Raw genomic sequence first — 22,192 nt, forward strand, 5'->3', positions numbered from 1 at the left:
GGTTGATAGGCCAGATGTGGAAGCCCGGCAACGGGTGGAGCTGACTGGTACTAATAGGCCGAGGGCTTGTCCTCAGTTGCTCGCGTCCACTGTGTCAGTTCTGAAGCAACGAACTGTGCCGTCACCGGTTCGACATCTTCATAGAGTTTCGGTGGTCATAGCGTTAGGGAAACGCCCGGTTACATTCCGAACCCGGAAGCTAAGCCTTTCAGCGCCGATGGTACTGCAGGGGGGACCCTGTGGGAGAGTAGGACACCGCCGAACAATCATTGTGGGAAAGCCCCGCACCATTCATGGTGCGGGGCTTTCCTGCATTCCGGGGCAGTTTTCCCAGGCCGGCCGTACCAGCTTTGCTTCGTACGCCGGGATGACCGCCTGTACTCGATTCCGGGCGCCCGTTTTGGCGAGAATTCTGGAGACGTGGATCTTCACCGTCGATTCCGCGAGGTGCAGGCGTTCGGCGATTTCGGTGTTCGTCCAGCCCTGACCGATGACGGTGAGGTGCGTGAGGGGGCGTCTGGTGTGGCCGCCCCGTCGGCTGCTGACTCCGGCAGATGGTGGGCGTACGCGTCGAGAAACCGGCGGATCAGGCTGGGGGCGACCACCGCGTCACCTCTCGCCACCGCGCGGATGCCGGACAGGAGCTCTTTTGGGAGAGCGTCCTTGATGAGGAAGCCGGAGGCCCCGGCGCGCAGTCCAGCGTAGGCGTACTCGTCCAGGTCGAAGGTGGTCATGATGAGGACCTTCGTGCGGTCGCCCGCGGCGACGATGCGGCGGGTGGCCTCGATGCCGTCGAGGCAGGGCATGCGGATGTCCATCAGGGCCACGTCCGGCCGGAGTCGGGAGACCAGACGCACGGCCTCCGAACCGTTGGACACTTCGCCCAGGACCGTCAGATCGTCCTGGCTTTCGAGGAGCATGCGGAAGCCGAAGCGCTGCATGGGCTGGTCGTCGGTGATGAGCACGGCCGTCACGGCTCGGGGGCCTCGTTCCGGGGAGACGCAGGTGGATGCGTCAGCCGCCGGACGGCCTGGCGTCGGCTTCGAGTGTGCCTTCGGACAGGGCTGTCCGCTCGCGCGTGCCCGTGATGCCCCGGCCTTCGGGGATGGGCGAAGGAGAGGGGGAGGGCAGTGTGCTGGTGTGTGTCGGTGATGGTGGCCGTGAGGGTCCGTGGGGTGTAGGCGACGTCGACTTCTGCCGTGGCCGCCGGGGTCCGCGTGCTTGAGGGTGTTCGTCAGGGCTTCCTGGACGACCCGGTAGAGGGTGAGCTGCTGGGCCCGGTCCGGTGGTGGTACGGAGTCGGGTGGCGGCTGACCGTCATGCGTGCGGGGAGACCTGCGGCCCGTACGCCGTCCATGAGCTGGTGCCGGGCGCGGGGGGAGGCGATGGCGACGCCCGGGGCCGCGAGGAGTTCGCAGAGGAGGCCGGCCTCGGGGGTGACGACCTTGGTGGTGCCGCGTGCCGAGGCCCGTACGAAGTCGGCGACCGCGGTGTCGGCGAGCGGTCTGCCGCGGCCGATGATGACGAGATGGTCGACGGTCAGCGTCATCTCGTTCATCAGGTGGGAGGAGACGAGGACCGTACGGCCTTCCGCGGCCAGGGAGTTGAGGCGGGTGCGGATCCACAGCACGCCTTCCGGGTCGAGTCCGTTGACCGGTCCGTCCAGGACGACCGTGGCCGGGTCGCCGAGCAGCGCCGCCGCGATGCCGACGCGCTGTCCCATGCCGAGCGAGAAGCCCTTCACCCTGCGGTGCGCGACGTCGGTGAGGCCGGCGAGGCCGAGTACGTGCGTGACGCGGCCGCGCGGGACGCCGTGGGTGTGGGCGAGTGCCATCAGATGGTGGTGGGCGGTGCGGCCGGGGTGGACGGAGCGGGCCTCAAGGAGGGCGCCGGCCTCGTGGAGCGGGGTGGTGCGCGCGGCGTTGGCGCGGCCGTTGACGGTCGCGTGGCCTCGGGGCGGTGCGTCCAGGCCGAGGAGCATGCGCAGGGTGGGGAGTTTTCCGGCCCCTCCCCCAGAGCTGACGCCTGGGAGGTGTCCCCCGCCCGAGGAAGCCGGTGACGGTGCCGGGGTGGACGGTGAAGGCGAGGTCGTCGACGGCGGTCTTGTCGCCGTACCGCTCGGTGAGTCCGATGGCTTCGATCCCGTTTGGTCCGTTCGGGTTGGTCATGGACTCGGTGCTACGGGGCGGGAGGTGGCGCGTCGTCCGACCGCGGGCGGGAGCGGGGCGCCGGGAGTAGTAGCCGGGTACGGCGTCGAAATCGCTTGGCTCCGGGGTGGGTCCGGGTGAGTATCACCGGATGGATTGTTTGATTCGACCCGTACGCGTTGATGAGTGGGGCGAGGCGAAGGAGCTGAGGCTCGCCGCGCTCCGGGATCCGCTGGCGGACATCGCTTTTCTGGAGACGTACGAGAAGGCCGTGAGGGAGCCCGACTCCTTCTGGAAGGGGCGTACGGACCGGGTCACGGGGGACTCCGAGGCGCGGCAGTTCGTCGCGGAGGCACCGGACGGGCGGTGGGTGGGGTCCGTCACCGTGATCGTCGAACGGGCCGGGGCGGAGGGGACGTTCGGCGGTGCGCCGGAGGTTGACCAGGCCCACGTCGTCGGCGTTTTCGTACGTCCCGAGGCGCGGGGCACCGGGGTGGCGCAGGAGCTTTTCCGGGCGGCGCTGGAGTGGTCGTGGGCCCTGACGGATCCGCGGATCGAGCGGGTCAGGCTGTACGTGCACGAGCGCAACGGGCGGGCGGAGGCGCTTTACGCCAAGGCCGGTTTCCTGCGGAGCGGGGAGACGGTGGCGATGCCGGGGAACGCGTCGGTGAAGTCGGAGAAGGAGTACGAGATGGTGGCCGGGCGACCGCGGGGACAGGGGGCGGCAGGCTCTAGCCGGCGGTGAGGGTGTGGTCCGGCCAGCGGGCCCGGCCCTGTTCCCGGGAGCGGAGCAGGACCAGGGCCGACAGGCCCTGGTCCTGACCGGTCGACAGCAGATCGGGGAGCCGGGGAAGCGGGGCCACGGCCGCGACGTCGTCCAGGACGAACGTCATGGGTGGGTCGAGCCGGCCGGCGGATGACCGTGCGGCCATGCGGCGGCCGTGCTCGACCACGCTTGATGCGAGTGCGGTGAGCAGAGGCATCGCTCCGGGACGTGACCTGGGGTCCTCGATTGCTTCGCCCACCACATAAAGGGTGCCCCCCTCGCCCGCAAATGATTCCAGGGTGAGCGAATCAGATCGATTCGGTGTGCAGGCTTCGCGGATGTGGACCGAGGAGAGAGCCGCGAACGCCCTGGCCGTCAGCTCCTGGGCGACCTCGCGGCGTTCGGGGTACGCGGTGAGCGCGGATTCGAGGAGGCCCGCGGCGCCGCTCGACGCCTTGGGGTGGGTGCGGAGGATACGTACCGCCTCGTGCGCGCCGTGCCCCTGCGCCCAGCGGTGCACCTGGCGGAAGGGGCGGCCGTCCACGGCGGCCGCGTGCAGCCAGCTGCTGAGCAGGGTCTGGGCGGTGTCGGCCACCGCCGCGTCCAGCCGTGCCTGGGGCCGTACGGGCGCCAGCAGCGCCACGGCGCGCGCGGCGGCGGTGTCGGCCCGGTCGCAGCCGGTGGTGGGGGACCAGTGGAGGCGGGCCGGGGTGTCGCAGAGGTGCCCGGGGTCGTACACGAGGACGGGGCCGAGCTTGGCCCGCGCGTCCTTGGTCTCGGCCCACACGGTCGGGTCGGAGGTGACGACGAGCGCGGGGCCTTCGGCGTCGAGGACGGCCTGTACGGCGGTGGGGCGGCGGATTTCGGGGCTGCCGTAGAGGAGGCGGGGGGCGCGGGGGAGCGGGACGGCGGGGCTGCTCAAGGCGCCTGCCGACTGAAGCTGGGGATGGGGATGGAGCTGGGATTCCGGCTGCGGCTGCGGCGCGGCGAGGGGGTGGGGGACGGGGGCGGGTGCGGTGCCGGGAGCGGTGAAACCGGGCGGGAGGTACGGGCTCGGGGCCACGTCCTGGGCGCCACCGGGGCCGGTGGCGGCGCCGGGGCCGGTGGCGGCGCCGGGCGGAGTACCGAGTGGAGTACCGGCCGGGGCGCCGGTCCGGACACCCGCAGGGTCGCCCGTGCGGGGCGGCACCTCGAAGGCGTGGCCCGCGCCCGGCCCGGCACTCGCGGTCGCCCCTGCGGGCGATGCGGGACCAGGCCCGTACCCCGCGTCCGGCCCCGCGCCCGTGGGTGGCGAGGCTGCGGCTCCCGGGCCTCCTGCCGCTTCCGCCTTGGCTGCCCTCGCCGTTGCTCTTGCCGTCTCGCGTTGCACCTTCAGGCGGGCCAGTACGCCCATCACGAAGATCGTCAGCACGCCCAGCACCATCAGTTCGCCGATCAGCAGGCCCCAGAACAGGCCGTACCCGGACAGCCGGCCCGGCGGTGTGTCCGGCCACGCCGCCGGGATGTCGTGGGGGGCCGCCATCAGGTGGCGCAGGGCCGACGGCGTACGGGCGAACGTGACGTCGTCCGGCCAGGCGCCGTGGGCGAACAGGCCCGCCAGGCCGGTCGCCAGCCACGCCAGGACCGTCAGGCCGAGGAGGAAGGCCAGCAGGGCGACCAGCAGGGAGTCGGGGATGCCGCGCCCGCCCTGCTGTTGTTGTTGCTGCTGCTGTCTGTCGTGGGGTCTCATGTCAGGCGACCGTCGATTCCGAGGACGACCCGCTCATCTGCTGCTCGATGAAAGCCGCCCGCTGTTCCGCCTCCAACTCCGCGGCTCGCATGTCGTCCGCGATCATGTCTGCCGAGGTCTCCGTCATCGCGCGGTCGGTGAAGACGAGGGGGCGTTCGGCTTCCGTGATCAGGTGTTTGACGACCTGGACGTTGCCGTTCACGTCCCATACGGCGATACCCGGCGTCAGGGTCGGGATGATCTCGACCGCCCAGCGCGGCAGGCCCAGCACCCGTCCCGTCGCCCGCGCCTCGTCCGCCTTCTGGGCGTAGATCGTCCGCGTCGACGCCATCTTCAGGATCGCCGCCGCCTCCCGCGCCGCCGCGCCGTCCACCACGTCGGAGAGGTGGTGGACGACCGCCACGAACGACAGGCCGAGCCGGCGGCCGAATTTCAGCAGGCGCTGGAAGAGCTGCGCGACGAAGGGGGAGTTGATGATGTGCCACGCCTCCTCCACCAGGAAGATGCGCTTCTTGCGGTCCGGCCGGATCCAGGTGTGCTCCAGCCACACCCCCACGATCGCCATCAGGATCGGCATCGCGATGGAGTTGCGGTCGATGTGGGACAGGTCGAAGACGATCAGCGGCGCGTCGAGGTCGATGCCGACCGTCGTCGGGCCGTCGAACATGCCCCGCAGGTCACCGTCGACGAGGCGGTCCAGGACGAGGGCCACGTCCAGGCCCCAGGCCCGTACGTCGTCCAGGTCGACGTTCATCGCCTCCGCCGACTCCGGCTCGGGGTGGCGCAGTTGCTCGACGATGTCCGTCAGGACCGGCTGCCGGTCGACGATGGTCTCGTTCACGTACGCGTGCGCTACCTTGAGCGCGAAGCCCGACCGCTCGTCGAGGCCGTGTCCCATCGCGACCTCGATGATCGTACGGAGCAGGGCGAGCTGCCCCGTCGTCGTGATCGACGGGTCGAGGGGGTTGAGGCGGATACCGCCGTTGAGGGCCGCCGCCGGGTCGAGCCGGATGGGGGTTATCCCCAGCTCCTGCGCGATCAGGTTCCACTCGCCCACGCCGTCCTCGCCCTGCGCGTCCAGGACGACGACCTGCCGGTCCTTGAAGCGAAGCTGACGCAGTACGTACGTCTTCTCCAGCGCCGACTTGCCGTTGCCGGACTCGCCGAGCACCAGCCAGTGCGGGGCGGGCAGTTGCTGTCCGTACAGCTGGAAGGGGTCGTAGATGTAGCCCTTGCCGCTGTACACCTCGCGGCCGATGATCACGCCCGAGTCGCCGAGGCCGGGCGCGGCGGTCGGCAGGTAGACGGCCTGGGCCTGCCCCGTCGACGTACGGACCGGGAGCCTGGTCGTCTCCACCTTCCCGAAGAGGAAACTGGTGAAGGCATCCGTGAGTGCGGACAGCGGATCTCGCATGGCGGGTCTGCCCTCTCGGTTAACGACGGATGCCGGTGGCGAACGGCAGGGTGTTGACGAACGCCCGGTGGTGCTCGCGGTCGCACCACTCCAGCTTGAGATACGACTTTCCGGCCGAGGCCCTGATGGTCCGCTTGTCGCGGGCCAGTGCCTCGGGTGAACGCGACGACACAGTGATGTACCCGACCAGGTTGACACCGGCCGCACCGCTCGCGAGATCTTCACCCCGCTGGTCGAGCCGGCCGTGGGCCGCAATGTCGCGCGGGTCGACGGTCCGGTTCATCTTGGCCTGGCGGCTGGCCTCCGCCTCGTCGTTCGTCTTCTCCGTCAGCATCCGCTCGATGGCGACCTCGGTGGGTTCGAGGTCCATGGTGACGGCGACCGTACGGATCACGTCGGGGGTGTGGACGAGCAGCGGCGCCAGGAAGTTGACGCCGACCGGCGTCATCGGCCACTCCTTCACCCAGGCGGTGGCGTGGCACCAGGGCGCGCGGGTCGACGACTCGCGCGTCTTGGCCTGGAGGTACGTCGCCTCCATCGCGTCCAGCTCGGCCGGCCAGGCGTTGCGCTTGGTCATGGCCTGGATGTGGTCGATGGGGTGGTCGGGGTCGTACATCGAGTGCACGAGGGAGGCGAGGCGCCCCTGCCCGAGCGGCTGGCGTACGCGGATGTCGGCTTCCGCGAGCCGCGCGCAGATGTCGGTCAGCTCGCGCGCCATGACGACGGCGAGCCCGGAGTCGCGGTCGAGCTTGCGGCCGCCGTGGGGGCGGGCGGCGCGGGCCATGGCGTGGGCCTCGGCGGCGAGCTCGCGGGAGTAGTGCATGCAGGCGACGAGGTAGGCGCGGTGCTGCTCGCTGGAGGTCGACACCATGGACTGGAGCTGGTCGTACGACTCCTTGAGCCAGCCGGGGGCGTGCGTGTCGCCGCGCTGGGCGACGTCCTTGGCGTGGGCGTCGGGGTCGGCGGGGAGGGTGCGGGCGAGCATCTGGAGGCGGGTGACGAAGCCGTCGCCGTTGGCTACGTGCTTGAGCAGCGTGCCGAAACGGTCGACCAGCGCCTCCTGGTCCTCGCTGTCGCGCAGGCCGACGCCCGGTCCTTCGATCTCGATGGCCGCTGTCACCGTGCGGCGGTCGGCGTGCAGGAGTACGGCGATCTCGTCGGGTCCGAAGGGGGCGGCGAGCCAGGTGATGCGCCCGATGCCGGGCGGCGGGCCCACCTCGACCTCGCGGCCGTCACCGCGCACGCCCGCTTCCATGGCGCCGCTGCGGTAGGTCGTGCCGTTGCGCAGGGTGCGCTTGTAACTGCGGTTGATCTCGAACCATTTGTAGAAGGTGCGGTGCTTGTACGGGACGTACACCGCCATCAGGGCCAGCATCGGGAAGCCCATCAGCAGCACGATCCGCAGGGACAGGACGGGGACCAGCAGTCCGCTCATCATGCCTAGGAACGCGCCGGCGATGATCAGCACGATCTCGCCGGTCTCGCGGTTCTTGCCGACGATCGCGTTCGGCCGGGCGCGGCCGATCAGATACGTACGGCGGGGCGCGATGGGTTGGGACTGCGTCGTCAACGCCCTGCACCTCCTGTGCTGTTGTTGCCGGTACCCGTGTTGCCGGTACCGCGGTTCGTGTGCGTGCTGGTGCTACGGGCCGAGGGGGCGGCGGAGGGGACAACTCCGCCGCCTCCCGCGCCGCTGGTTCCGCTTCCTCCGCCGATGCCGCCTCCGCTTCCGCCGATGCCGCCTCCGCTTCCGCCGGAGCCGCCTCCGCTTCCGCCGGAGCCGCGGGAGCTGTGGGCCGCCACGCCGCCGCTGACGGGGTTGGCCTGGCGGGGCGGCGAGCCGTTCCCGCCCCGGTCGCCGCCTCCGCCGCCACGGCTGCTGTGGGTCTTGATGCCCTGGGAGACGAGAGCGGCGGGGGAGCTGATGACGGCGGCCGCCTGGGCGCCGTCGGTGGCCTTGTTGCGGTGGGAGCGGGCGGAGGCGATCTCGTCGCCGAAGCCGGGGACGAAACGGTAGATCATCCCGGAGGCGAAGATCGCCAGCAGGATGATGGCGAGGCCGGACACGACGGCGGAGAAGGCGTTCGGCCCGTCGTCGGCGGAGAGCGCCCCGGCGAGGCCGAGGACGATCACGATGACGGGCTTGACCATGATGACGGCGATCATGATGCCGGCCCAGCGGCGTACGTGGCCCCACATGTTCTTGTCGACGAGCCCCGCGTAGACGACGACGCCGAGGAGCGCGCCGACGTAGAGGAGCAGGGCCCGGATGAACAGCTCCAGGAAGAGGATCCCGGCCGCGAGGATGGTCACCAGCGACACGACGATCAGCATGATCGGCCCGCCCCCGATGTCGTCCCCCTTCTTGAGCGCCTCGGAGAACGACCCGAAGAACACGTCGGTCTGTCCGCCGGTGCCGGCGGCGATGACCTCGGTGACGCCGTCGGTGGCCGTGACGATGACGTAGAGGATCAGGGGCGTGAAGGCGGAGGCGAGGACGGTGAGCCAGAGGAACCCGATGGCTTCGGACAGCGCGGTCGCGAGCGGCACGCCGCGGATGGCGCGCTTGGCCACGGCGAGCAGCCACAGGACGAGGGTGAGGATGGCTGAGGCGGCGAAGACGATGGCGTACTGCTGGAGGAACCGGGGGTTGGTGAAGTCGACGCTGGCGGTCGACTTCACGGCCTCGGAGAGCTTCCCGACGATCCAGGCGGCGGCGTCCGCGCAGCCCTTGGCGAGGGAGGACAGGGGGTCCAGGGACTCGGTGGGGCTGGTGGGGGCGCGGAGACCGGAGCGGCCGCCGCTGCCTTCGCCGTCCTCGCAGTAGTCCTTGGCCGGCCCCCGGATCAGATCGCAGGGATCATCACTCTTGTCAGGACTCGGAGTCGGTGTCGGCGCTGCGAACGCACGGCTCGCCAGCAGCACGGCTGATGCCTGCACGCAGGCTACTACTGCCGCAAGCGAGAGTGCACGAGTGGATCGCTTACCGGGCATAAGTGAACCCTCCGAACTGTTCCACCGCGTCGGCCATGTCCTCCGCAGAGGAGGCGGCCTGGTCACGGCCGACCGGCACCGGGCCGTCCTTCTGGGTGAAGTCGGTGACCTTCCAGTCCCCACCGACCCACTTGAGCTCGAAGGTGTTCGTGTACCAGCTCTCGGCCACAGGGTTCTTGGACCCTTCACCGGCCAGTCCGAAGAGCGCCGAGTACCAAACGGAAACGCTCGCGGTGTTGCCTGCGAACTTCTCCGGCTTGGAGCCCACGGGGTTGAAGCGGGAGACGAAGGTCAAACCGTTCGGCGCGGTGCCGTCCGGGTTCAGCCCGATGCCGGTGAGGAACTTCTCGTCCGAGTAGACCTTGTCGAGGTCACCTTGGCGGGCCGCTGCGACATCGGGCGCGTACACGGTGTCCACGATCTCGCGGCGACGGTCCTTGTCGTACATACCGTCAGAGCCGAGGGCCACGAGATAGTTCGTCGCAGCGCTCTGCGCGCCCTGTTCGTCCTGCGCGAAACCGGACGGAATCAGTCCGTTCTTTCCCTCGACCGGCTTCACGCCCGTCGCGGCCGTCGGTTCCGCGCCGCCGGCACCCTTCGCCTCGTCGCCCGAGCCGCTGTCGCCGCCGCCCCGGTTCGCGAATGCGATAGCCGCGATCAGCAGCACCACCACGCCCACCACGGTGACGAGGGAACGCGAGGTCCGTACGGGCCGTCGCGCGCCCCCGTACACATCGTTCCCGCCGCCCTCGGGGAGGCGCGTGCGGGTCTGGCCGGAGCCGCCGACACGGCCCGTACGACCCGTGTCGCCGCCGTATCCGTGGTCGTCACCGAGACTCATGCCGCGTGCACCCCCTCAACCGTTTGCAGTTCCGCGTAGTACGACGGTAGCCGTGCTGGTTCCCGCGCGGGCGCGGTGTGGTGACTCGACATCAGGGAGACGCAACCTCAGCCGGTGGGCACGACGGACGGGTGGGGTGGGGGAGGCGGGCCGGGAACGCCCGGTGCTGGCTGACGGTCGGTTAAACAGCCATCCCGTACACGATGGTGAAGAGCGTGCCGAGCGAGCCGATGATGAAGACGCCGGTGAGACCGGCGACGATCAGTCCCTTGCCCTGCTCGGCGCTGAACGTGTCCCTCAGAGCCGTCGCGCCGATCCGCTGCTTTGCCGCTCCCCAGATGGCGATTCCGAGGCAGAGGAGGATGGCGACAGCCATCACAACCTCGATCATGACGCGGGCCTCGTTCCCCAGGGTCCCGAACGGGCCCCAGTTCGGGGCAATTCCGCCGATGATGGTGGTGATGTCGCCCTTTTCGGCTGCCAGGTTCATGTAAGTCACCGCCCCTGTCGGGTAGTTCGTCGCCCCTGCCGCACGGCAGGGGTCACGCTCTATCTTCGCTGATGAAACCGCGTAGGTATGTCGACTTGGTAGCTGTCTTTGCCCGGCCTCCGCACGTATCGCCGATCCGACCGCGCTGACCTGCGGTGCCGACCGGTGGTATTCGGAAACACGTATGGTCACTCTGTGTATCACGAGGGGTGACTGCGGGCAATGACTGGCGTTATGCACCTTTGGCCGGACGCGGCTCCGAGGGGGTGCGGATGGTTCCGTGGTGCGTCCCCTGATGGCCTATCGGTCCTATCGGTCCGGGCGGTCCTATCGGTCCGGGCGGTCCTATCGGTCCGGGCGGTCCGGGCGGTCCGGGCGGTCCGGGCGGTCCGGGCGGTCCGGGCGGTCCGGGCGGTCCGGGCGGTCCGGGCGGTCCGGGTGGTCCGGGGTGTCGAGTCCGGCGAAGTGGTCGAACTCGCCGGCTTGTACGCCGAGCACGAACGCGTCCCACTTCTTCCGGTTCGTCGTGACGACGTTCTCGGGATCGCTGGTCTCGCGGAGGTGGACCAGGTCCTCCGGTCCGAAGGCGATCTCGATCCAGGGGCCGGGGCCGTCCTCGCCCTCGGGGGCGGCGCGGATCCAGTCCAGGCCGGCGGGGATCTCAGCCATGGTTCCGGGACTCCTTGACGGTGCGGAGGAGGGCGGCCCAGGTGGTGGGGGTGGTCCGGGGCGTCGCCCCGGTGGGGTCGCCGCTTTCCGTGAGGCTGACCGTGCCGTTTGAGCCGGCTACGTGGACGCAGGCCTGACCTTGTGCGCGGTACGACGATTTCTGCCAGTGGTTCGTGAGCACTACAGGTCCCTTCGCAGGTTGTTGGCGATGCTGTGGATGAAGTCGCGTGATTCCGTCTCGCCCAGTGCCGTGGCCTCCAGGCGGTCGAACAGCAGGCGGTACTGCTTCAGCTGGGCCTCGGCGTCGATGAACGCCATTCCGTGCGCTTGGTCGAGCTGGACGGTGTCGAGCTGGGCGACCGGGCCGTGGGTGTAGTACGCGCACTGGCCGGAGCCGGGGTAGGAGCCGGCGTCGAGGGGGATCACGAGGATCGTGACGTGGTCGAGCTCGCTCAGCTCGAGCAGGTGGCGCATCTGGGACCGGGCCACCGAACGGCCGCCGAACTTCATCCGCAGTGCAGCCTCATGGACGACTGCCCGGTAGGGGGCCGGCTCGTCCCGGTGCAGGACCGACTGACGCTTGATCCGGTGTGAGACGCGGTGCTCCACGCCCGGCGGACCGAATTCCGGCACTGCCCGGCGGTAGATCTCGCGTGCGTGTTCCGGGGTCTGGAGCAGGCCGGGGATGTGCGCGGTGTGTGTCGTGCGGAACCGGGTGCCGTAGTGCTCGAACTCCGCGAGGCCGAGGAGGCTCGCGGGCAGGATGTCCCGGTACTCCTCCCACCACCCCCGCTTCCGGTCCTGCGCGATGTCTGCCAGCGCCTTGATGAACGGTTCGTCCTCGCACCCGTAGGCCGCCGCCATGGCGAGAACCCGATCACCGCTCACGCCGGACCGGGCCGTCTCCATGTTGCTGATCTGGCCAGGCCTTGTCCCGAGGCGCTGGGCCGCCTCGGTTGTTGTCATCCCGGCGTGATCGCGAAGTTTCCGCAGCTCAATGCCGAGGCGGACGGGTCTGGCGCTGGGGGCCGGCCCAGAGGCCATCGTTCACCTCACCTTTCACGCGGGAAGGTCCAGTCCGTCACCCACATGAGTGGGACGGAAGAGGAATCTTTGAGAAAGCTGCACGTATTCCTTGCGGGCACTCCAGCGTCTGTCCCAGGCCACCGCCTGGAAACGCCCCGCTCGACGGAGCGACCCGGCCACCGGGCACCCGTACGTCCCTCACCAACCCCCCTCCGCGGTCGGAGACTTCCCTGGCCACCGTAACGCCGCCCTGGGCCTGCACCCTCCAGCTTCCGCACGACCCCCGCGCCCCGGCATCGCCCGCTCCACCCTCCGCGCCGTACTCCGCACCCACGGCATGGCCGCGCTCACCGACGCCGCCGAGCTGCCGGCCGGTGAGCTGGTCACCAACGCCCACCTGTACTCCAGCGGGCCGTACACGCTGCGTCTGCGCGCCGCGGGGTCCGGCCGCCTGAGCTGAGTGTCCGGGACGCCAACCCCGGCATCCCCACCCCCTTCGGCGGCGCCCCGCTCGTTCCCGGCGGTGGCGGTGGCGGTGGCGGTGGCGGTGGCGGTGGCGGTCCGGCCGAGTACGGGCGCGGACTGCAGGTCGTGCGGCTGTGCGCCGACGGCTGGGGTGCGTGCTTGCTCGGCAGTGGCGGAAAACTGCTGTGGGGGGAGTGCGCCGGTCCGCGTAACCCGCATGAGTTGTTCTTCCGACATGAGCGGACAGTCGTACTTCCGTTGGACATGAACCTCTTCGGAAGTTACGTGAACGCCGGGCCCGCCACTCCATGGCGGCGCGGCGTTTCGGACGTGTGCGACACCCCGTCGGACGCGTGCGCGAAAACTGCAGTGAACCCGTCCCGGATGGGGGAGGGTTGAAGGGTGCGCAAAGTCTGGGTGGTCAGCGGGATCGGGATCGGCCTCTGCCTGAGCTTCGTCGCGCTGCTCGTCGTCGGTACGTTCTCCGCAGCCGCGGGGCTGGCCGGCGGTGCGGGCGGCGGGCGGGCGGTCGGGCTGGCCAAGGGGGCCGTGCCCGCGCTGTACCAGCCGCTCGTGCAGAAGTGGGGCAATCTCTGCCCGGCCATCAACCCGGCGCTCCTCGCCGCGCAGTTGTACCAGGAGAGCGGCTGGAACCCGAGGGCGCAGAGCCCGGCCGACGCGCGCGGCATCGCGCAGTTCATCCCCGGGACGTGGGCGTCCCACGGGGTCGACGGGGACGAGGACGGGGACCGGGACATCTGGGACCCGGCCGACGCGATTCCGTCGGCCGCGACGTACGACTGCGAATTGGCCGGGTACGTGAAGAAGGTGCCGGGCGATCAGACCAGGAACATGCTCGCCGCCTACAACGCGGGCGCGTACGCCGTCATCAAGTACGGGGGCGTCCCGCCGTACCGCGAGACACAGAACTACGTGAGGATCATCACCAGCCTGGAGGAGAGCTTCGCGCGCCCCGTCGGGCGGGTCGAGCCCTCGCGGCAGGCCGCCGGGGCCATCTACTTCGCGCAGAAGAAGCTCGGCACCAAGTACCTGTGGGGCGGGAACGGCACGCCGGAGCAGGGCGGCCGGTTCGACTGCTCCGGGCTGACCCAGGCCGCGTACCGGACGGTCGGCATCGAGCTGCCGCGCGTGGCCAACGACCAGTACAACGCCGGACCGCACCCGTCGAGGGACGAGCTGCTCCCGGGCGACCTGGTCTTCTTCTCGGACGACCTGACGAACTCGCGCGAGATCCGGCACGTCGGCCTCTACGTCGGCGGCGGCTACATGATCAACGCTCCGTACACCGGTGCCGTGATCCGCTTCGACAAGATCGATACGCCGGACTACTTCGGGGCGACCCGGGTCACCGAGGAGGGCGCGAAAGCACTCCCCACGGACCTGCCGGGAGACCGCGGTGGCGCGTGACGTGGCTTGAACCCTCCGTTATGGCCACCCCCTGAGCTGCGGCGATGTGTCTCTCTTCGATAACGTGATGGTGATCTTTCAGTGGAGATCGGCGGAGAGTGGAACGGTGGGGCCGGAGAGGGCGTTCCCTTGACCGGGGACTGTGACAGCCGCGCTCACCACGCACTGACCACGGCATGGCTTTGCGTCGAACCGATCGCATCGCATGGACCACGGGGGTTCGCAGGAGCGGCACGCAGACGCGCGTGCCGCGCAGCAGGCAACAAGGCAAGGGGCCGCGTCAGATGGCTGGACTCGCACTGGACGGGGCGAACCCCGACGTCAGTCTGCTCTACGACATCAACGGACTGGCGGCGGATGCGCCGGGCTGGTTCGACCGGGTCATGGAGTTCGTCGGGGAGTACGGGACCATGCTCGGCATCGTCCTGCTGGGGCTCTGCTGCTGGTGGAGCGTACGCAGGCGCGAGGACGCCGTCACCTCGGTGGCGGGGCTCGTCTGGGCGCCGCTGGCGGCCGGGATCGCGCTGCTGATCAACATCCCGATCCGCGGGTTCGTGGAGCGGCCGAGACCGTTCAACGACCACGAGGGGCTCGAGGTCCTCATCGCGGGCAAGACGGACTACTCGTTCGTCAGCGACCACGCGACGCTGGCGATGGCCATCGCCGTCGGAATCTTCGTCGCCAACCGGAAGTTCGGGCTCGCGGCGATCGGGCTGGCAGTCGTGGCGGGCTTCTGCCGCGTCTACATGGGCGTGCACTACCCGACCGACGTCATCGGCGGATTCGCCCTCGGCACGGCCGTGGCGCTGCTGCTCGCGCCGGTCGCGATGGCGCTGCTCACGCCGCTCATGGGAGCGATCGCGCGTTCGGAGAAGGTGGGCCGGCTCGTACGGGCGAAGGGCTCCGTGGGCGACGGTGGCGCGGCGCGCAGGGGCGCGGGGCCGGGTCCGGGAACCGGTCCGGCCGACGGCGGCTCTCCGGTGTTTCCCGAGCAGCGGACCGGTGGGACGACCGTCGGCAGCGAGCAGAACGACCTCGCCGCCTGACCCGGCCTGACCCGGTCCGGTCCGGCCCGACGGCTCTTGCTCTCCCGCCGTCTCACAGCGCCTGGGGGAAGTCGAAGAGCCTGTCGGGGTCGTAACGCCTCTTCAGCTCGGTCAGCCGGCCCGCGGCCGCGCCGTAGTAGGCCCTGCGCCAGTCGGTCAGGGCCGCGTCCGTGTAGTTCTGGTACGCCGCCCCCGAGGCGTACCGGCGCATCGCTCCGTGAGTGTTTTTCAGCCACGTCCGCTGGGCGGTGCCGGAGGTGCCCGCGCGCCAGGCACCGATGTACTGGGCGAGCATCCGCGAGCGGCGGTGCACGAACGCCGTCGCGAGCGGGTCCACGCGGTTCACCGCGCCGCCGAGGGCGGTCAGCGCGATGGTGCCGGCGCCGCCCCGGTCCACGGGGAGGCGGGTGAACGCCTCGGTCCGGTCGAGCAGCGCGCGTACCCCGGCGGGGGAGAGGGAGCGGTCGAAGAAGTCGCTCCTGGCCGCGTACGTCTCACGGCCCAGGACGCCCTCGGGGGTGCGGCCGGGGGTGGTGCCCGGCAGGTGGCACTGGGCGTCGCTGAGATCGGCGCAGCCGGCGTACAGGAGCATCGACTCCTGGTGGCCGCGGCGGCGCAGGGAGACCGACCGGGCGGGGGCGCCGATCCTGTCGGCGAGGCGGTCCACGGCGTTCTGGAGGGCGCCGTACGTGCCGAGCGAGAAGGCGGAGACGGAGACGTTGGGCGTCGTACCGCCCGGACCGGCGGCGAGGTGCGCGGACGACCAGATCTCGTCGGGCTGGTCCGGCCCCCACTCCTGCCAGGCGGCGACGACGGCCTGCGCCTTCGACCAGGGCCAGGAGAGGAACGCGGTGACGGCGGCGGGGGCCGGACGGGTCCGGAAGGTCAGCTCGGTCACCACGCCGAAGTTGCCGTTCCCCGCGCCGCGCAGGGCCCAGAAGAGGTCCCGGTTCTCGGTGGGCGTGCAGTGGAGGCGTTTGCCGGCGGCGGTGATGAGGGTTGCGGAGGTGAGGCTGTCGCAGGTCAGGCCGTACGCACGGGAGGCGACCCCGTGGCCGCCGCCGAGGGCCAGTCCCGAGATGCCGACGGTGGGGCAGGAACCGGCGGGGACGGTGCGGCGGCCGTGGCGGGCGAGGCCCTGGTAGACGTCGATGAGCTTGGCGCCGGCGCCGACCGTGCCGTTCGCGTCGACCTTGGCGAGTTTTGACACGTCGATGACCAGGCGGCCGGTGCCGGAGGACCAGCCCGCGTAGGAGTGGCCGCCGTTGCGGATGGCGACGGGGGTGCGGTGCGCCGCGGCGAAGGCCAGGCATTCCCTGACGTCCGCCTCGTGTGCGACGTAGGCGACCGCGGCGGGCTTCAGGTGGTCGAAACGGGTGTTGTAGAGCCGGCGGGCGCTTGGGTAGGCGGCGTCGCCGGGGCGGACGAGCGGGCCGTCGAGGCCGCGGGCGAGGACGGACCAGGTGGGGGCGCGGGACGGGGGAGGAGGGGGAGAGGTGCGGGAGGTGGTGCTGGGGGTGCCGGCGGGGCCGCTGCGGCTGCCGTTGCGGTGGTCGGGGGTGCCGGTGGCGGTGCCGGTGCAGGCGGCCACGGCGGCGGTGGCCGCCAGGGCCGTGGCCGAGGTGAGAAGTGTGCGCCGTTCCATGGTGTTTGCCTCCCGGTGGTCGAGACGGCTTTGAGACGGAACGGGTTCCTGCGGGGGGCGGTGCTCCGCTCTTCCCGGGTGCGGGTGCGGGTGCGGGTGCGGGTGCAGGTGCGGACGGGGGTGCGGGTGCTGTTGGGGAGTTTTCCCGGTTCCGTCCGTTCCCGAAACCGGGTCAGCTTGTCGGCACGTGCAGTTCCGCGTCCGTGCGGGCCCGTTCGCGGGAACGGCGGGCCGGGCCGCGCCAGCCGCAGGTGCAGTGGGCGAAGCAGAAGGAGCCGCGTTCGGTCGTGCCGGTGCGGTGGGTGGGAGCGTCCGGTGTGGCGTGGTGCAGCACGTGTCCACGGTACCGGGGGAGTTGGGCCGTGCGGTCGGCCGGTCGCAAGCCGGCGGCCGGCTCGCGCGGACCGGTGCGCGCGGGGGCCGGGCGGGCCGGGGCGTGACCGTGTTCGCGGGGAGTCGTTAGGCGTGGCGGGTGCGATGGGTCACCGTGTGGTAATGCGTTGGGGGTTGACGGCGATGGTGGTGCGGCAGCACAGAGGCAAGGGCGGCGCGGTCGCCGTGGCCGTCGTGGCGGGGCTGCTGGCCTCCGCCGGGTGCTCCGGTGGCGGTGCGGTCGCCGAGGACCAGCGGGTCGGCGATCCCCTCGACACCGTGCGCCGCGCGGCCGACGTGCTGGTCGAGGCCGGGAGCTCCAAGGCCCGTACGTCCATGGTCATGGCCACCGGCGGCACCCGGGTCACCATCCGGGGCGAAGGAGCGTACGACTTCGGGAAGCCCATGGGGCGGCTCGAGGTGACGCTGCCGCCGGACCCCGACGGCTCGGACCAGCACCGGCCCATCACGGAGCTGCTCACCCCCGGTGCGCTCTACATGAAGAACCGGGGCGCGGGCGTGCCCGCCGACAAGTGGGTGCGGATCGACACGACGACGCTGGAGGACGGGAACCTCGTCACCGGCGGGGCGACGGATCCGCTGACCGCCGCGGAGCTGCTGCGCGGGGCGGAGGAGGCGACGTACGTCGGGAAGGCCGATGTGGCCGGAACCGGTGTCCGGCACTACCGCGGGATCACCGACATCGCCCGGGCCGCGCGCGTCGCCGCGCCGCACGCGCGCGGGGCACTCGCCGCCGCGGCGAAAGGGTTCGCCGAGGACGCGGTTCCGTTCGACGCGTACTTCGACGAGCAGGGACGGCTGCGCAAGGTCCGCCACCGGTTCGACTTCGCCAACGCGGGACGCACGGTGGCCGTCGCCTCGACGACGCTGCTGTACGCGTTCGGGGCGCCGGCCCCGATGCGGCTGCCGGCGGCGGCGGACATCTACGCGGGGAAGATCGACGCATAGGCGGGTGGGGGGAAATGGTCCGTCCGTGCCATGCGCGGTACGTGCCGCGCTGCCTACGCTGGGAAGCCGACGATGGCTGAAAGAGGTGATGCACGTGGCACCGTTGAGCAGTACGCCCGTCCAGGACCACGTCGCCCTCGCCGAGATCGAGCTGTGCGGTGAGCTGATGATCGCGGCGTCCGGCGCCGATGGGGAACGGCTCAGTCCGGACCGTATCGACGAGGTGCTGAAGGTCGGGGCCGGGGCGGCCGGCGCCGGCGGGCGGCCGGAAACCCACGAGCGTCCGTTCTGACGGCAGGTCCGGGGACCCGTCGGCTCCCGGACCGTGACCGCCCCGGACATCAGGTCCTGAGCAGGCGGGCGATCGCCTTGGTGGCTTCTTCGACCTTCTCGTCGATCTCTTTGCCGCCCTTGACCGCCGCGTCCGCCACGCAGTGCCGCAGGTGCTCTTCCAGGAGCTGCAGCGCGAAGGACTGGAGCGCCTTCGTCGACGCCGAGACCTGCGTGAGTATGTCGATGCAGTAGACGTCTTCGTCGACCAGCCGCTGCAGGCCGCGGATCTGGCCCTCGATCCGGCGCAGGCGCTTGAGGTGCTCGTCCTTCTGCTTGTGGTATCCGTGCACCCCGTGGTCGTGGTCGCTCACCACGGCTTCGGAGGCTCCGGAGGGCGCTTCGGTCGTCGTCGCGCCGGCCGCCTCGGTGGTCGTCATCGCGTCCTCCCGTTGTCCTGAAAGGGGCTGCATACCCCTGATGGGTATATGGTAACGAATTTTGCGGGTACTGACCCGGGGGCCCGTACTGAGCACTGTGCCCGATGGGCGACACTGAAGAACGCCGGTTAGCCGTGGCCGGATGATGCGCCTAGCATCACCCTGACCGAATCCAATGCACCCCGAGGACCCCACGTGCGCTTTCGTCTGACCCCCAGGGAGACGAGCTTCTACGACATGTTCTCCGCATCCGCGGACAACATCGTCACGGGCTCGAAGCTCCTGATGGAACTGCTCGGAGCGGACTCCTCCGCCCGAGCCGAGATCGCGGAGCGGATGAGGGCAGCGGAGCACGCGGGGGACGACGCCACCCACGCGATCTTCCACCAGCTCAACTCCTCGTTCATCACGCCGTTCGACCGCGAGGACATCTACAACCTCGCTTCGCAGCTCGACGACATCATGGATTACATGGAGGAGGCCGTCGACCTGGTCGTCCTGTACCAGATCGAGGAGCTGCCGAAGGGCGTCGAGCAGCAGATCGAGGTCCTGGCCCGGGCGGCCGAGCTGACCGCCGAGGCCATGCCGCACCTGCGGACCATGACCAATCTGACCGAGTACTGGATCGAGGTCAACCGCCTGGAGAACCAGGCCGACCAGATCCACCGCAAGCTGCTCGCGCAGCTCTTCAACGGCAAGTACGACGCGATGGACGTGCTGAAGCTGAAGCAGATCGTGGACGTGCTGGAGGAGGCGGCCGACGCCTTCGAGCACGTCGCCAACACGGTCGAGACGATCGCCGTCAAGGAGTCCTGACCTCCGGTGGACACCTTTGCGCTCATCGTGACCATCGGGGTCGCGCTCGGCTTCACGTACACCAACGGCTTTCACGACTCCGCGAACGCCATCGCGACTTCGGTTTCCACGCGGGCGCTGACCCCGCGCGCGGCCCTCGCCATGGCCGCCGTGATGAACCTCGCCGGTGCCTTCCTCGGCAGCGAGGTCGCCAAGACCGTCAGTGAGGGGCTCATCGCGACCCCGCACGGCGACAAGGGGATGGGAATCCTCTTCGCCGCACTGGTCGGGGCGATCGTCTGGAACCTCGTCACCTGGTACTTCGGTCTTCCCTCGTCCTCCTCGCACGCGCTCTTCGGCGGCATGGTGGGCGCGGCGCTCGCGGGCGGCACCGAGGTCATCTGGACCGGGGTGCTGGAGAAGGTCGTCATCCCGATGTTCATCTCGCCGTTCGTCGGGCTGCTGCTCGGCTACCTGGTGATGGTCGTCATCCTGTGGATGTTCCGTAAGTCCAACCCGCACAAGGCGAAGCGGGGCTTCCGTATCGCCCAGACGGTGTCCGCGGCCGGTATGGCGCTCGGCCACGGTCTCCAGGACGCGCAGAAGACCATGGGCATCGTGGTGATGGCGCTGGTCATCGCCGATGTCGAGGGTCAGGGCGACGCGATCCCGATGTGGGTCAAGATCGCCTGTGCGCTGACGCTCTCGCTCGGTACGTACGCGGGCGGCTGGCGGATCATGCGGACGCTCGGCCGTCGGATCATCGAGCTGGACCCGCCGCAGGGGTTCGCCGCGGAGACCACGGCCGCGTCCGTGATGTACACGGCCTCGTTCATGTTCCACGCGCCGATCTCCACGACGCACGTCATCACCTCCGCCATCATGGGCGTCGGCTCGACCAAGGGGTCGCGTGCCGTGCGGTGGGGTGTCGCCAAGAACATCGTGATGGGCTGGTTCATCACCATGCCGGCCGCCGCGCTGGTGGCGGCCGCGTGCTACTGGGTCGTGCTGCTGGCCTTCGGCTGAACCGCGTGACCGCATGACCGCGTGACCGTATGAAAAGGGGCCCGCCCCCGTTCCTCGAGGGAGCGGGGGCGGGCCTTTGCCTTGCGGTGGCACCGCCATGCAGCACCGCAGGACAGGCGTGGCGGCCGGCTTCTAGCCGAAGCGGCCGGAGATGTAGTCCTCCGTCGCCTGGACGGACGGGTTGGAGAAGATCCGCTCGGTGTCGTCTATCTCGATGAGCTTGCCGGGCTGGCCGATCGCCGCGAGGTTGAAGAACGCCGTGCGGTCCGAGACGCGCGCCGCCTGCTGCATGTTGTGCGTCACGATGACGATCGTGAAGCGCTCCTTCAGCTCACCGATCAGGTCCTCGATGGCGAGGGTCGAGATCGGGTCCAGGGCCGAGCACGGCTCGTCCATCAGGAGGACCTGCGGCTCGACCGCGATCGCGCGGGCGATGCACAGGCGCTGCTGCTGGCCGCCGGAGAGACCGGAGCCGGGCTTGTTCAGGCGGTCCTTGACCTCGTTCCAGAGGTTGGCGCCGCGCAGGGACTTCTCGACGACCTCGGCCAGCTTGTTCTTCCTGTACGAGCCGTTGAGGCGCAGGCCCGCCGCCACGTTGTCGAAGATCGACATCGTGGGGAAGGGGTTCGGGCGCTGGAAGACCATGCCGACCGTACGGCGGACGGCCACCGGGTCGACGTCCTTGGCGTACAGGTTCTCGTCGTCCAGGAGGACCTTGCCCTCGACGCGGCCGCCGGGGGTGACCTCGTGCATCCGGTTGAGGGTGCGCAGGAAGGTGGACTTGCCGCAGCCGGAGGGGCCGATGAAGGCCGTCACGGAGCGGGGCTCGACGGTCATCGAGATGTCGTCGATCGCCTTGTGGTTGCCGTAGTAGGCCGACAGGCCGCTGATGTCGATTCGCTTGGCCATCTGAATCACTGCTTTCCGGGGGCCTTAGCGGCCGGTGCTCGGGGCCTTCCAGCGGGCGATGCCGCGGGCCACCAGGTTGAGGATCATGACGAAGGCGATCAGGACGAGCGCTGCGCCCCAGGCCCGGTCGACCGATGCTTCGGTGCCGACGACGTACTGCTCGTACACGTACAGCGGAAGTGAGGACTGGGCGCCTTCGAAGGGGTTCGGGTTGATCAGCTTCGTACCGAAGACGAGCAGCAGAACCGGGGCGGTCTCACCCGTGATGCGGGCCACCGCGAGCATCACACCCGTGGTGATTCCGCCGATCGCGGTCGGCAGCACCACCTTGAGGATGGTCCGCCACTTGGGGACGCCGAGGGCGAGGGACGCCTCGCGGAGCTCGTTCGGGACGAGCTTGAGCATCTCCTCGGTGGAGCGGACGACCACCGGCATCATCAGGATCGAGAGGGCCAGCGCGCCGGCGAATCCGGAGGGCCCGAAGCCCAGCATCAGGTTCCAGGTGGCGAGGATGAACAGACCCGCGACGATCGAGGGGATGCCCGTCATGACGTCGACGAAGAAGGTGACGGTCTTCGCCAGCTTCCCGCGCCCGTACTCGACCAGGTAGACCGCGGTGAGCAGGCCGATCGGGGCGGAGACCAGGGTCGCGATGCCGACCTGCTCCAGGGTGCCGAGCAGGGCGTGGTAGATGCCGCCGCCCTCGTCGGTGTCGAGCAGGCCGCTCATCGAGTGGGTGAGGAAGTACCCG

The 22,192-nt window shown here is 70.1% G+C and carries 21 protein-coding genes, 2 rRNA genes and 3 pseudogenes; 10 read left to right on the forward strand and 16 right to left on the reverse strand.

The window, feature by feature from the left end; translation table 11 throughout:
- Positions 1-74 (forward strand): 23S ribosomal RNA (locus ACWDZ4_RS33890); the annotation flags it as partial.
- A gap of 73 nt (positions 75-147) precedes the next feature.
- A 5S ribosomal RNA gene (gene rrf, locus ACWDZ4_RS33895) occupies positions 148-264 on the forward strand.
- Positions 265-291: 27 nt separating this feature from the next.
- On the opposite strand, the pseudogene ACWDZ4_RS33900 reads toward rrf, so the two are convergent.
- Both ACWDZ4_RS33900 and ACWDZ4_RS33905 read right to left on the reverse strand, forming a co-directional pair.
- A pseudogene (locus ACWDZ4_RS33900) lies at positions 292-974 on the reverse strand (response regulator).
- 260 nt (positions 975-1,234) lie between these two features.
- Positions 1,235-2,168: pseudogene (locus ACWDZ4_RS33905) on the reverse strand (ATP-binding cassette domain-containing protein).
- 130 nt (positions 2,169-2,298) lie between these two features.
- On the opposite strand from ACWDZ4_RS33905, the gene ACWDZ4_RS33910 reads away from it, so the two are divergent.
- Positions 2,299-2,892: a GNAT family N-acetyltransferase gene (locus ACWDZ4_RS33910; protein ID WP_451512234.1), complete on the forward strand. Its 594-nt coding sequence runs from the start codon at positions 2,299-2,301 to the stop codon at positions 2,890-2,892.
- On the opposite strand, the gene ACWDZ4_RS33915 is transcribed toward ACWDZ4_RS33910, so the two are convergent.
- The 9 genes and pseudogenes from ACWDZ4_RS33915 to ACWDZ4_RS33955 form a co-directional block, all read right to left on the reverse strand.
- Entirely contained in the window at positions 2,879-4,642 is a 1,764-nt protein-coding gene (locus ACWDZ4_RS33915; protein WP_451512235.1) for a TraM recognition domain-containing protein, read from the reverse strand. The two genes, ACWDZ4_RS33910 and ACWDZ4_RS33915, sit on opposite strands and share 14 nt — an antisense overlap.
- A 1-nt stretch (position 4,643) precedes the next feature.
- On the reverse strand, positions 4,644-6,056 hold the full coding sequence (locus ACWDZ4_RS33920; protein ID WP_451512236.1) for an ATP-binding protein: 1,413 nt from the start codon (positions 6,054-6,056) through the stop codon (positions 4,644-4,646).
- Between the two features lie 19 nt (positions 6,057-6,075).
- The gene (locus ACWDZ4_RS33925; RefSeq protein WP_451512237.1) at positions 6,076-7,626 is read right to left on the reverse strand and encodes an SCO6880 family protein; all 1,551 of its coding nucleotides are present in this window, start codon (positions 7,624-7,626) and stop codon (positions 6,076-6,078) included.
- A complete protein-coding gene (locus tag ACWDZ4_RS33930) occupies positions 7,623-9,050 on the reverse strand; it encodes a hypothetical protein (RefSeq protein ID WP_451512238.1) in 1,428 nt (475 codons plus the stop codon). The genes ACWDZ4_RS33925 and ACWDZ4_RS33930 overlap by 4 nt, the downstream gene beginning before the upstream one ends.
- On the reverse strand, positions 9,040-9,891 hold the full coding sequence (locus ACWDZ4_RS33935) for a hypothetical protein (RefSeq protein WP_451512239.1): 852 nt from the start codon (positions 9,889-9,891) through the stop codon (positions 9,040-9,042). The genes ACWDZ4_RS33930 and ACWDZ4_RS33935 overlap by 11 nt, the downstream gene beginning before the upstream one ends.
- A gap of 181 nt (positions 9,892-10,072) precedes the next feature.
- The gene (locus tag ACWDZ4_RS33940) at positions 10,073-10,381 is read right to left on the reverse strand and encodes a hypothetical protein (RefSeq protein ID WP_028814667.1); all 309 of its coding nucleotides are present in this window, start codon (positions 10,379-10,381) and stop codon (positions 10,073-10,075) included.
- 462 nt (positions 10,382-10,843) lie between these two features.
- Positions 10,844-11,050: pseudogene (locus ACWDZ4_RS33945) on the reverse strand (DUF397 domain-containing protein); the annotation flags it as partial.
- Complete coding sequence (locus ACWDZ4_RS33950) at positions 11,043-11,231, reverse strand: DUF397 domain-containing protein (RefSeq protein WP_451512240.1); 189 nt, start codon at positions 11,229-11,231, stop codon at positions 11,043-11,045. The gene ACWDZ4_RS33950 and the pseudogene ACWDZ4_RS33945, both read right to left, overlap by 8 nt.
- Positions 11,231-12,094 carry a helix-turn-helix domain-containing protein gene (locus tag ACWDZ4_RS33955; RefSeq protein ID WP_451512241.1) on the reverse strand — a complete coding sequence of 288 codons (864 nt, stop codon included), beginning with the start codon at positions 12,092-12,094 and terminating at the stop codon, positions 11,231-11,233. Before ACWDZ4_RS33955 ends, ACWDZ4_RS33950 begins: the two co-directional genes overlap by 1 nt.
- 319 nt (positions 12,095-12,413) lie before the next feature.
- Between ACWDZ4_RS33955 and ACWDZ4_RS33960 the strand changes: the two genes are divergently transcribed.
- From ACWDZ4_RS33960 to ACWDZ4_RS33970, 3 genes are all read left to right on the forward strand, one after another.
- Positions 12,414-12,536 carry a hypothetical protein gene (locus ACWDZ4_RS33960; RefSeq protein ID WP_451512242.1) on the forward strand — a complete coding sequence of 41 codons (123 nt, stop codon included), beginning with the start codon at positions 12,414-12,416 and terminating at the stop codon, positions 12,534-12,536.
- 407 nt (positions 12,537-12,943) lie between these two features.
- Positions 12,944-13,969: a C40 family peptidase gene (locus tag ACWDZ4_RS33965; RefSeq protein ID WP_451512243.1), complete on the forward strand. Its 1,026-nt coding sequence runs from the start codon at positions 12,944-12,946 to the stop codon at positions 13,967-13,969.
- Between the two features lie 284 nt (positions 13,970-14,253).
- On the forward strand, positions 14,254-15,015 hold the full coding sequence (locus tag ACWDZ4_RS33970) for a phosphatase PAP2 family protein (RefSeq protein ID WP_451512244.1): 762 nt from the start codon (positions 14,254-14,256) through the stop codon (positions 15,013-15,015).
- Between the two features lie 52 nt (positions 15,016-15,067).
- Here ACWDZ4_RS33970 and ACWDZ4_RS33975 read toward each other — a convergent pair whose 3' ends face one another.
- Positions 15,068-16,660 (reverse strand): FAD-binding oxidoreductase, encoded by a 1,593-nt coding sequence (locus ACWDZ4_RS33975; RefSeq protein WP_451512245.1) that lies wholly within the window; start codon positions 16,658-16,660, stop codon positions 15,068-15,070.
- A gap of 172 nt (positions 16,661-16,832) precedes the next feature.
- Complete coding sequence (locus ACWDZ4_RS33980; protein WP_451512246.1) at positions 16,833-16,994, reverse strand: hypothetical protein; 162 nt, start codon at positions 16,992-16,994, stop codon at positions 16,833-16,835.
- Between the two features lie 182 nt (positions 16,995-17,176).
- On the opposite strand from ACWDZ4_RS33980, the gene ACWDZ4_RS33985 reads away from it, so the two are divergent.
- The gene (locus ACWDZ4_RS33985) at positions 17,177-18,001 is read left to right on the forward strand and encodes a hypothetical protein (RefSeq protein WP_451512253.1); all 825 of its coding nucleotides are present in this window, start codon (positions 17,177-17,179) and stop codon (positions 17,999-18,001) included.
- Between the two features lie 88 nt (positions 18,002-18,089).
- Entirely contained in the window at positions 18,090-18,293 is a 204-nt protein-coding gene (locus tag ACWDZ4_RS33990; protein ID WP_451512247.1) for a hypothetical protein, read from the forward strand.
- A gap of 49 nt (positions 18,294-18,342) precedes the next feature.
- Here ACWDZ4_RS33990 and ACWDZ4_RS33995 read toward each other — a convergent pair whose 3' ends face one another.
- The gene (locus ACWDZ4_RS33995) at positions 18,343-18,711 is read right to left on the reverse strand and encodes a metal-sensitive transcriptional regulator (RefSeq protein WP_451512248.1); all 369 of its coding nucleotides are present in this window, start codon (positions 18,709-18,711) and stop codon (positions 18,343-18,345) included.
- A 195-nt stretch (positions 18,712-18,906) separates the two neighbouring features.
- Here ACWDZ4_RS33995 and ACWDZ4_RS34000 point away from each other — a divergent pair, with 195 nt between their 5' ends.
- Together ACWDZ4_RS34000 and ACWDZ4_RS34005 are read left to right on the forward strand one after the other, a co-directional pair.
- On the forward strand, positions 18,907-19,527 hold the full coding sequence (locus ACWDZ4_RS34000; protein ID WP_451512249.1) for a DUF47 domain-containing protein: 621 nt from the start codon (positions 18,907-18,909) through the stop codon (positions 19,525-19,527).
- Positions 19,528-19,533: 6 nt separating this feature from the next.
- Positions 19,534-20,532, forward strand: coding sequence for an anion permease (locus ACWDZ4_RS34005; protein ID WP_451512250.1), 999 nt, complete (start codon positions 19,534-19,536; stop codon positions 20,530-20,532).
- A 132-nt stretch (positions 20,533-20,664) separates the two neighbouring features.
- Here the strand turns inward: ACWDZ4_RS34005 and pstB are convergent, their stop codons facing one another.
- A complete protein-coding gene (gene pstB / locus ACWDZ4_RS34010; RefSeq protein WP_451512251.1) occupies positions 20,665-21,441 on the reverse strand; it encodes a phosphate ABC transporter ATP-binding protein PstB in 777 nt (258 codons plus the stop codon).
- Between the two features lie 24 nt (positions 21,442-21,465).
- Positions 21,466-22,192: phosphate ABC transporter permease PstA (gene pstA, locus ACWDZ4_RS34015; protein ID WP_451512252.1), on the reverse strand; the 727-nt coding region annotated here is incomplete at its 5' end.

Source organism: Streptomyces sp. NPDC003016 (genome assembly GCF_053591455.1).

Excerpts from the sequence above, each read along its gene's own strand:
- ACWDZ4_RS33960 (WP_451512242.1), top strand. The coding sequence starts at position 12,414 with ATGGCCGCGCTCACCGACGCCGCCGAGCTGCCGGCCGGTGAGCTGGTC.
- pstB (WP_451512251.1), bottom strand. The coding sequence starts at position 21,441 with ATGGCCAAGCGAATCGACATCAGCGGCCTGTCGGCCTACTACGGCAAC.
- ACWDZ4_RS33985 (WP_451512253.1), top strand. The coding sequence starts at position 17,177 with ATGGTGGTGCGGCAGCACAGAGGCAAGGGCGGCGCGGTCGCCGTGGCC.
- ACWDZ4_RS33915 (WP_451512235.1), bottom strand. The coding sequence starts at position 4,642 with ATGAGACCCCACGACAGACAGCAGCAGCAACAACAACAGCAGGGCGGG.
- ACWDZ4_RS33970 (WP_451512244.1), top strand. The coding sequence starts at position 14,254 with ATGGCTGGACTCGCACTGGACGGGGCGAACCCCGACGTCAGTCTGCTC.
- ACWDZ4_RS33910 (WP_451512234.1), top strand. The coding sequence starts at position 2,299 with ATGGATTGTTTGATTCGACCCGTACGCGTTGATGAGTGGGGCGAGGCG.
- ACWDZ4_RS33995 (WP_451512248.1), bottom strand. The coding sequence starts at position 18,711 with ATGACGACCACCGAGGCGGCCGGCGCGACGACGACCGAAGCGCCCTCC.
- ACWDZ4_RS33955 (WP_451512241.1), bottom strand. The coding sequence starts at position 12,094 with ATGGCCTCTGGGCCGGCCCCCAGCGCCAGACCCGTCCGCCTCGGCATT.
- ACWDZ4_RS33920 (WP_451512236.1), bottom strand. The coding sequence starts at position 6,056 with ATGCGAGATCCGCTGTCCGCACTCACGGATGCCTTCACCAGTTTCCTC.
- ACWDZ4_RS33935 (WP_451512239.1), bottom strand. The coding sequence starts at position 9,891 with ATGAGTCTCGGTGACGACCACGGATACGGCGGCGACACGGGTCGTACG.
- ACWDZ4_RS33930 (WP_451512238.1), bottom strand. The coding sequence starts at position 9,050 with ATGCCCGGTAAGCGATCCACTCGTGCACTCTCGCTTGCGGCAGTAGTA.
- ACWDZ4_RS33975 (WP_451512245.1), bottom strand. The coding sequence starts at position 16,660 with ATGGAACGGCGCACACTTCTCACCTCGGCCACGGCCCTGGCGGCCACC.
- ACWDZ4_RS33990 (WP_451512247.1), top strand. The coding sequence starts at position 18,090 with ATGCACGTGGCACCGTTGAGCAGTACGCCCGTCCAGGACCACGTCGCC.
- ACWDZ4_RS33940 (WP_028814667.1), bottom strand. The coding sequence starts at position 10,381 with ATGAACCTGGCAGCCGAAAAGGGCGACATCACCACCATCATCGGCGGA.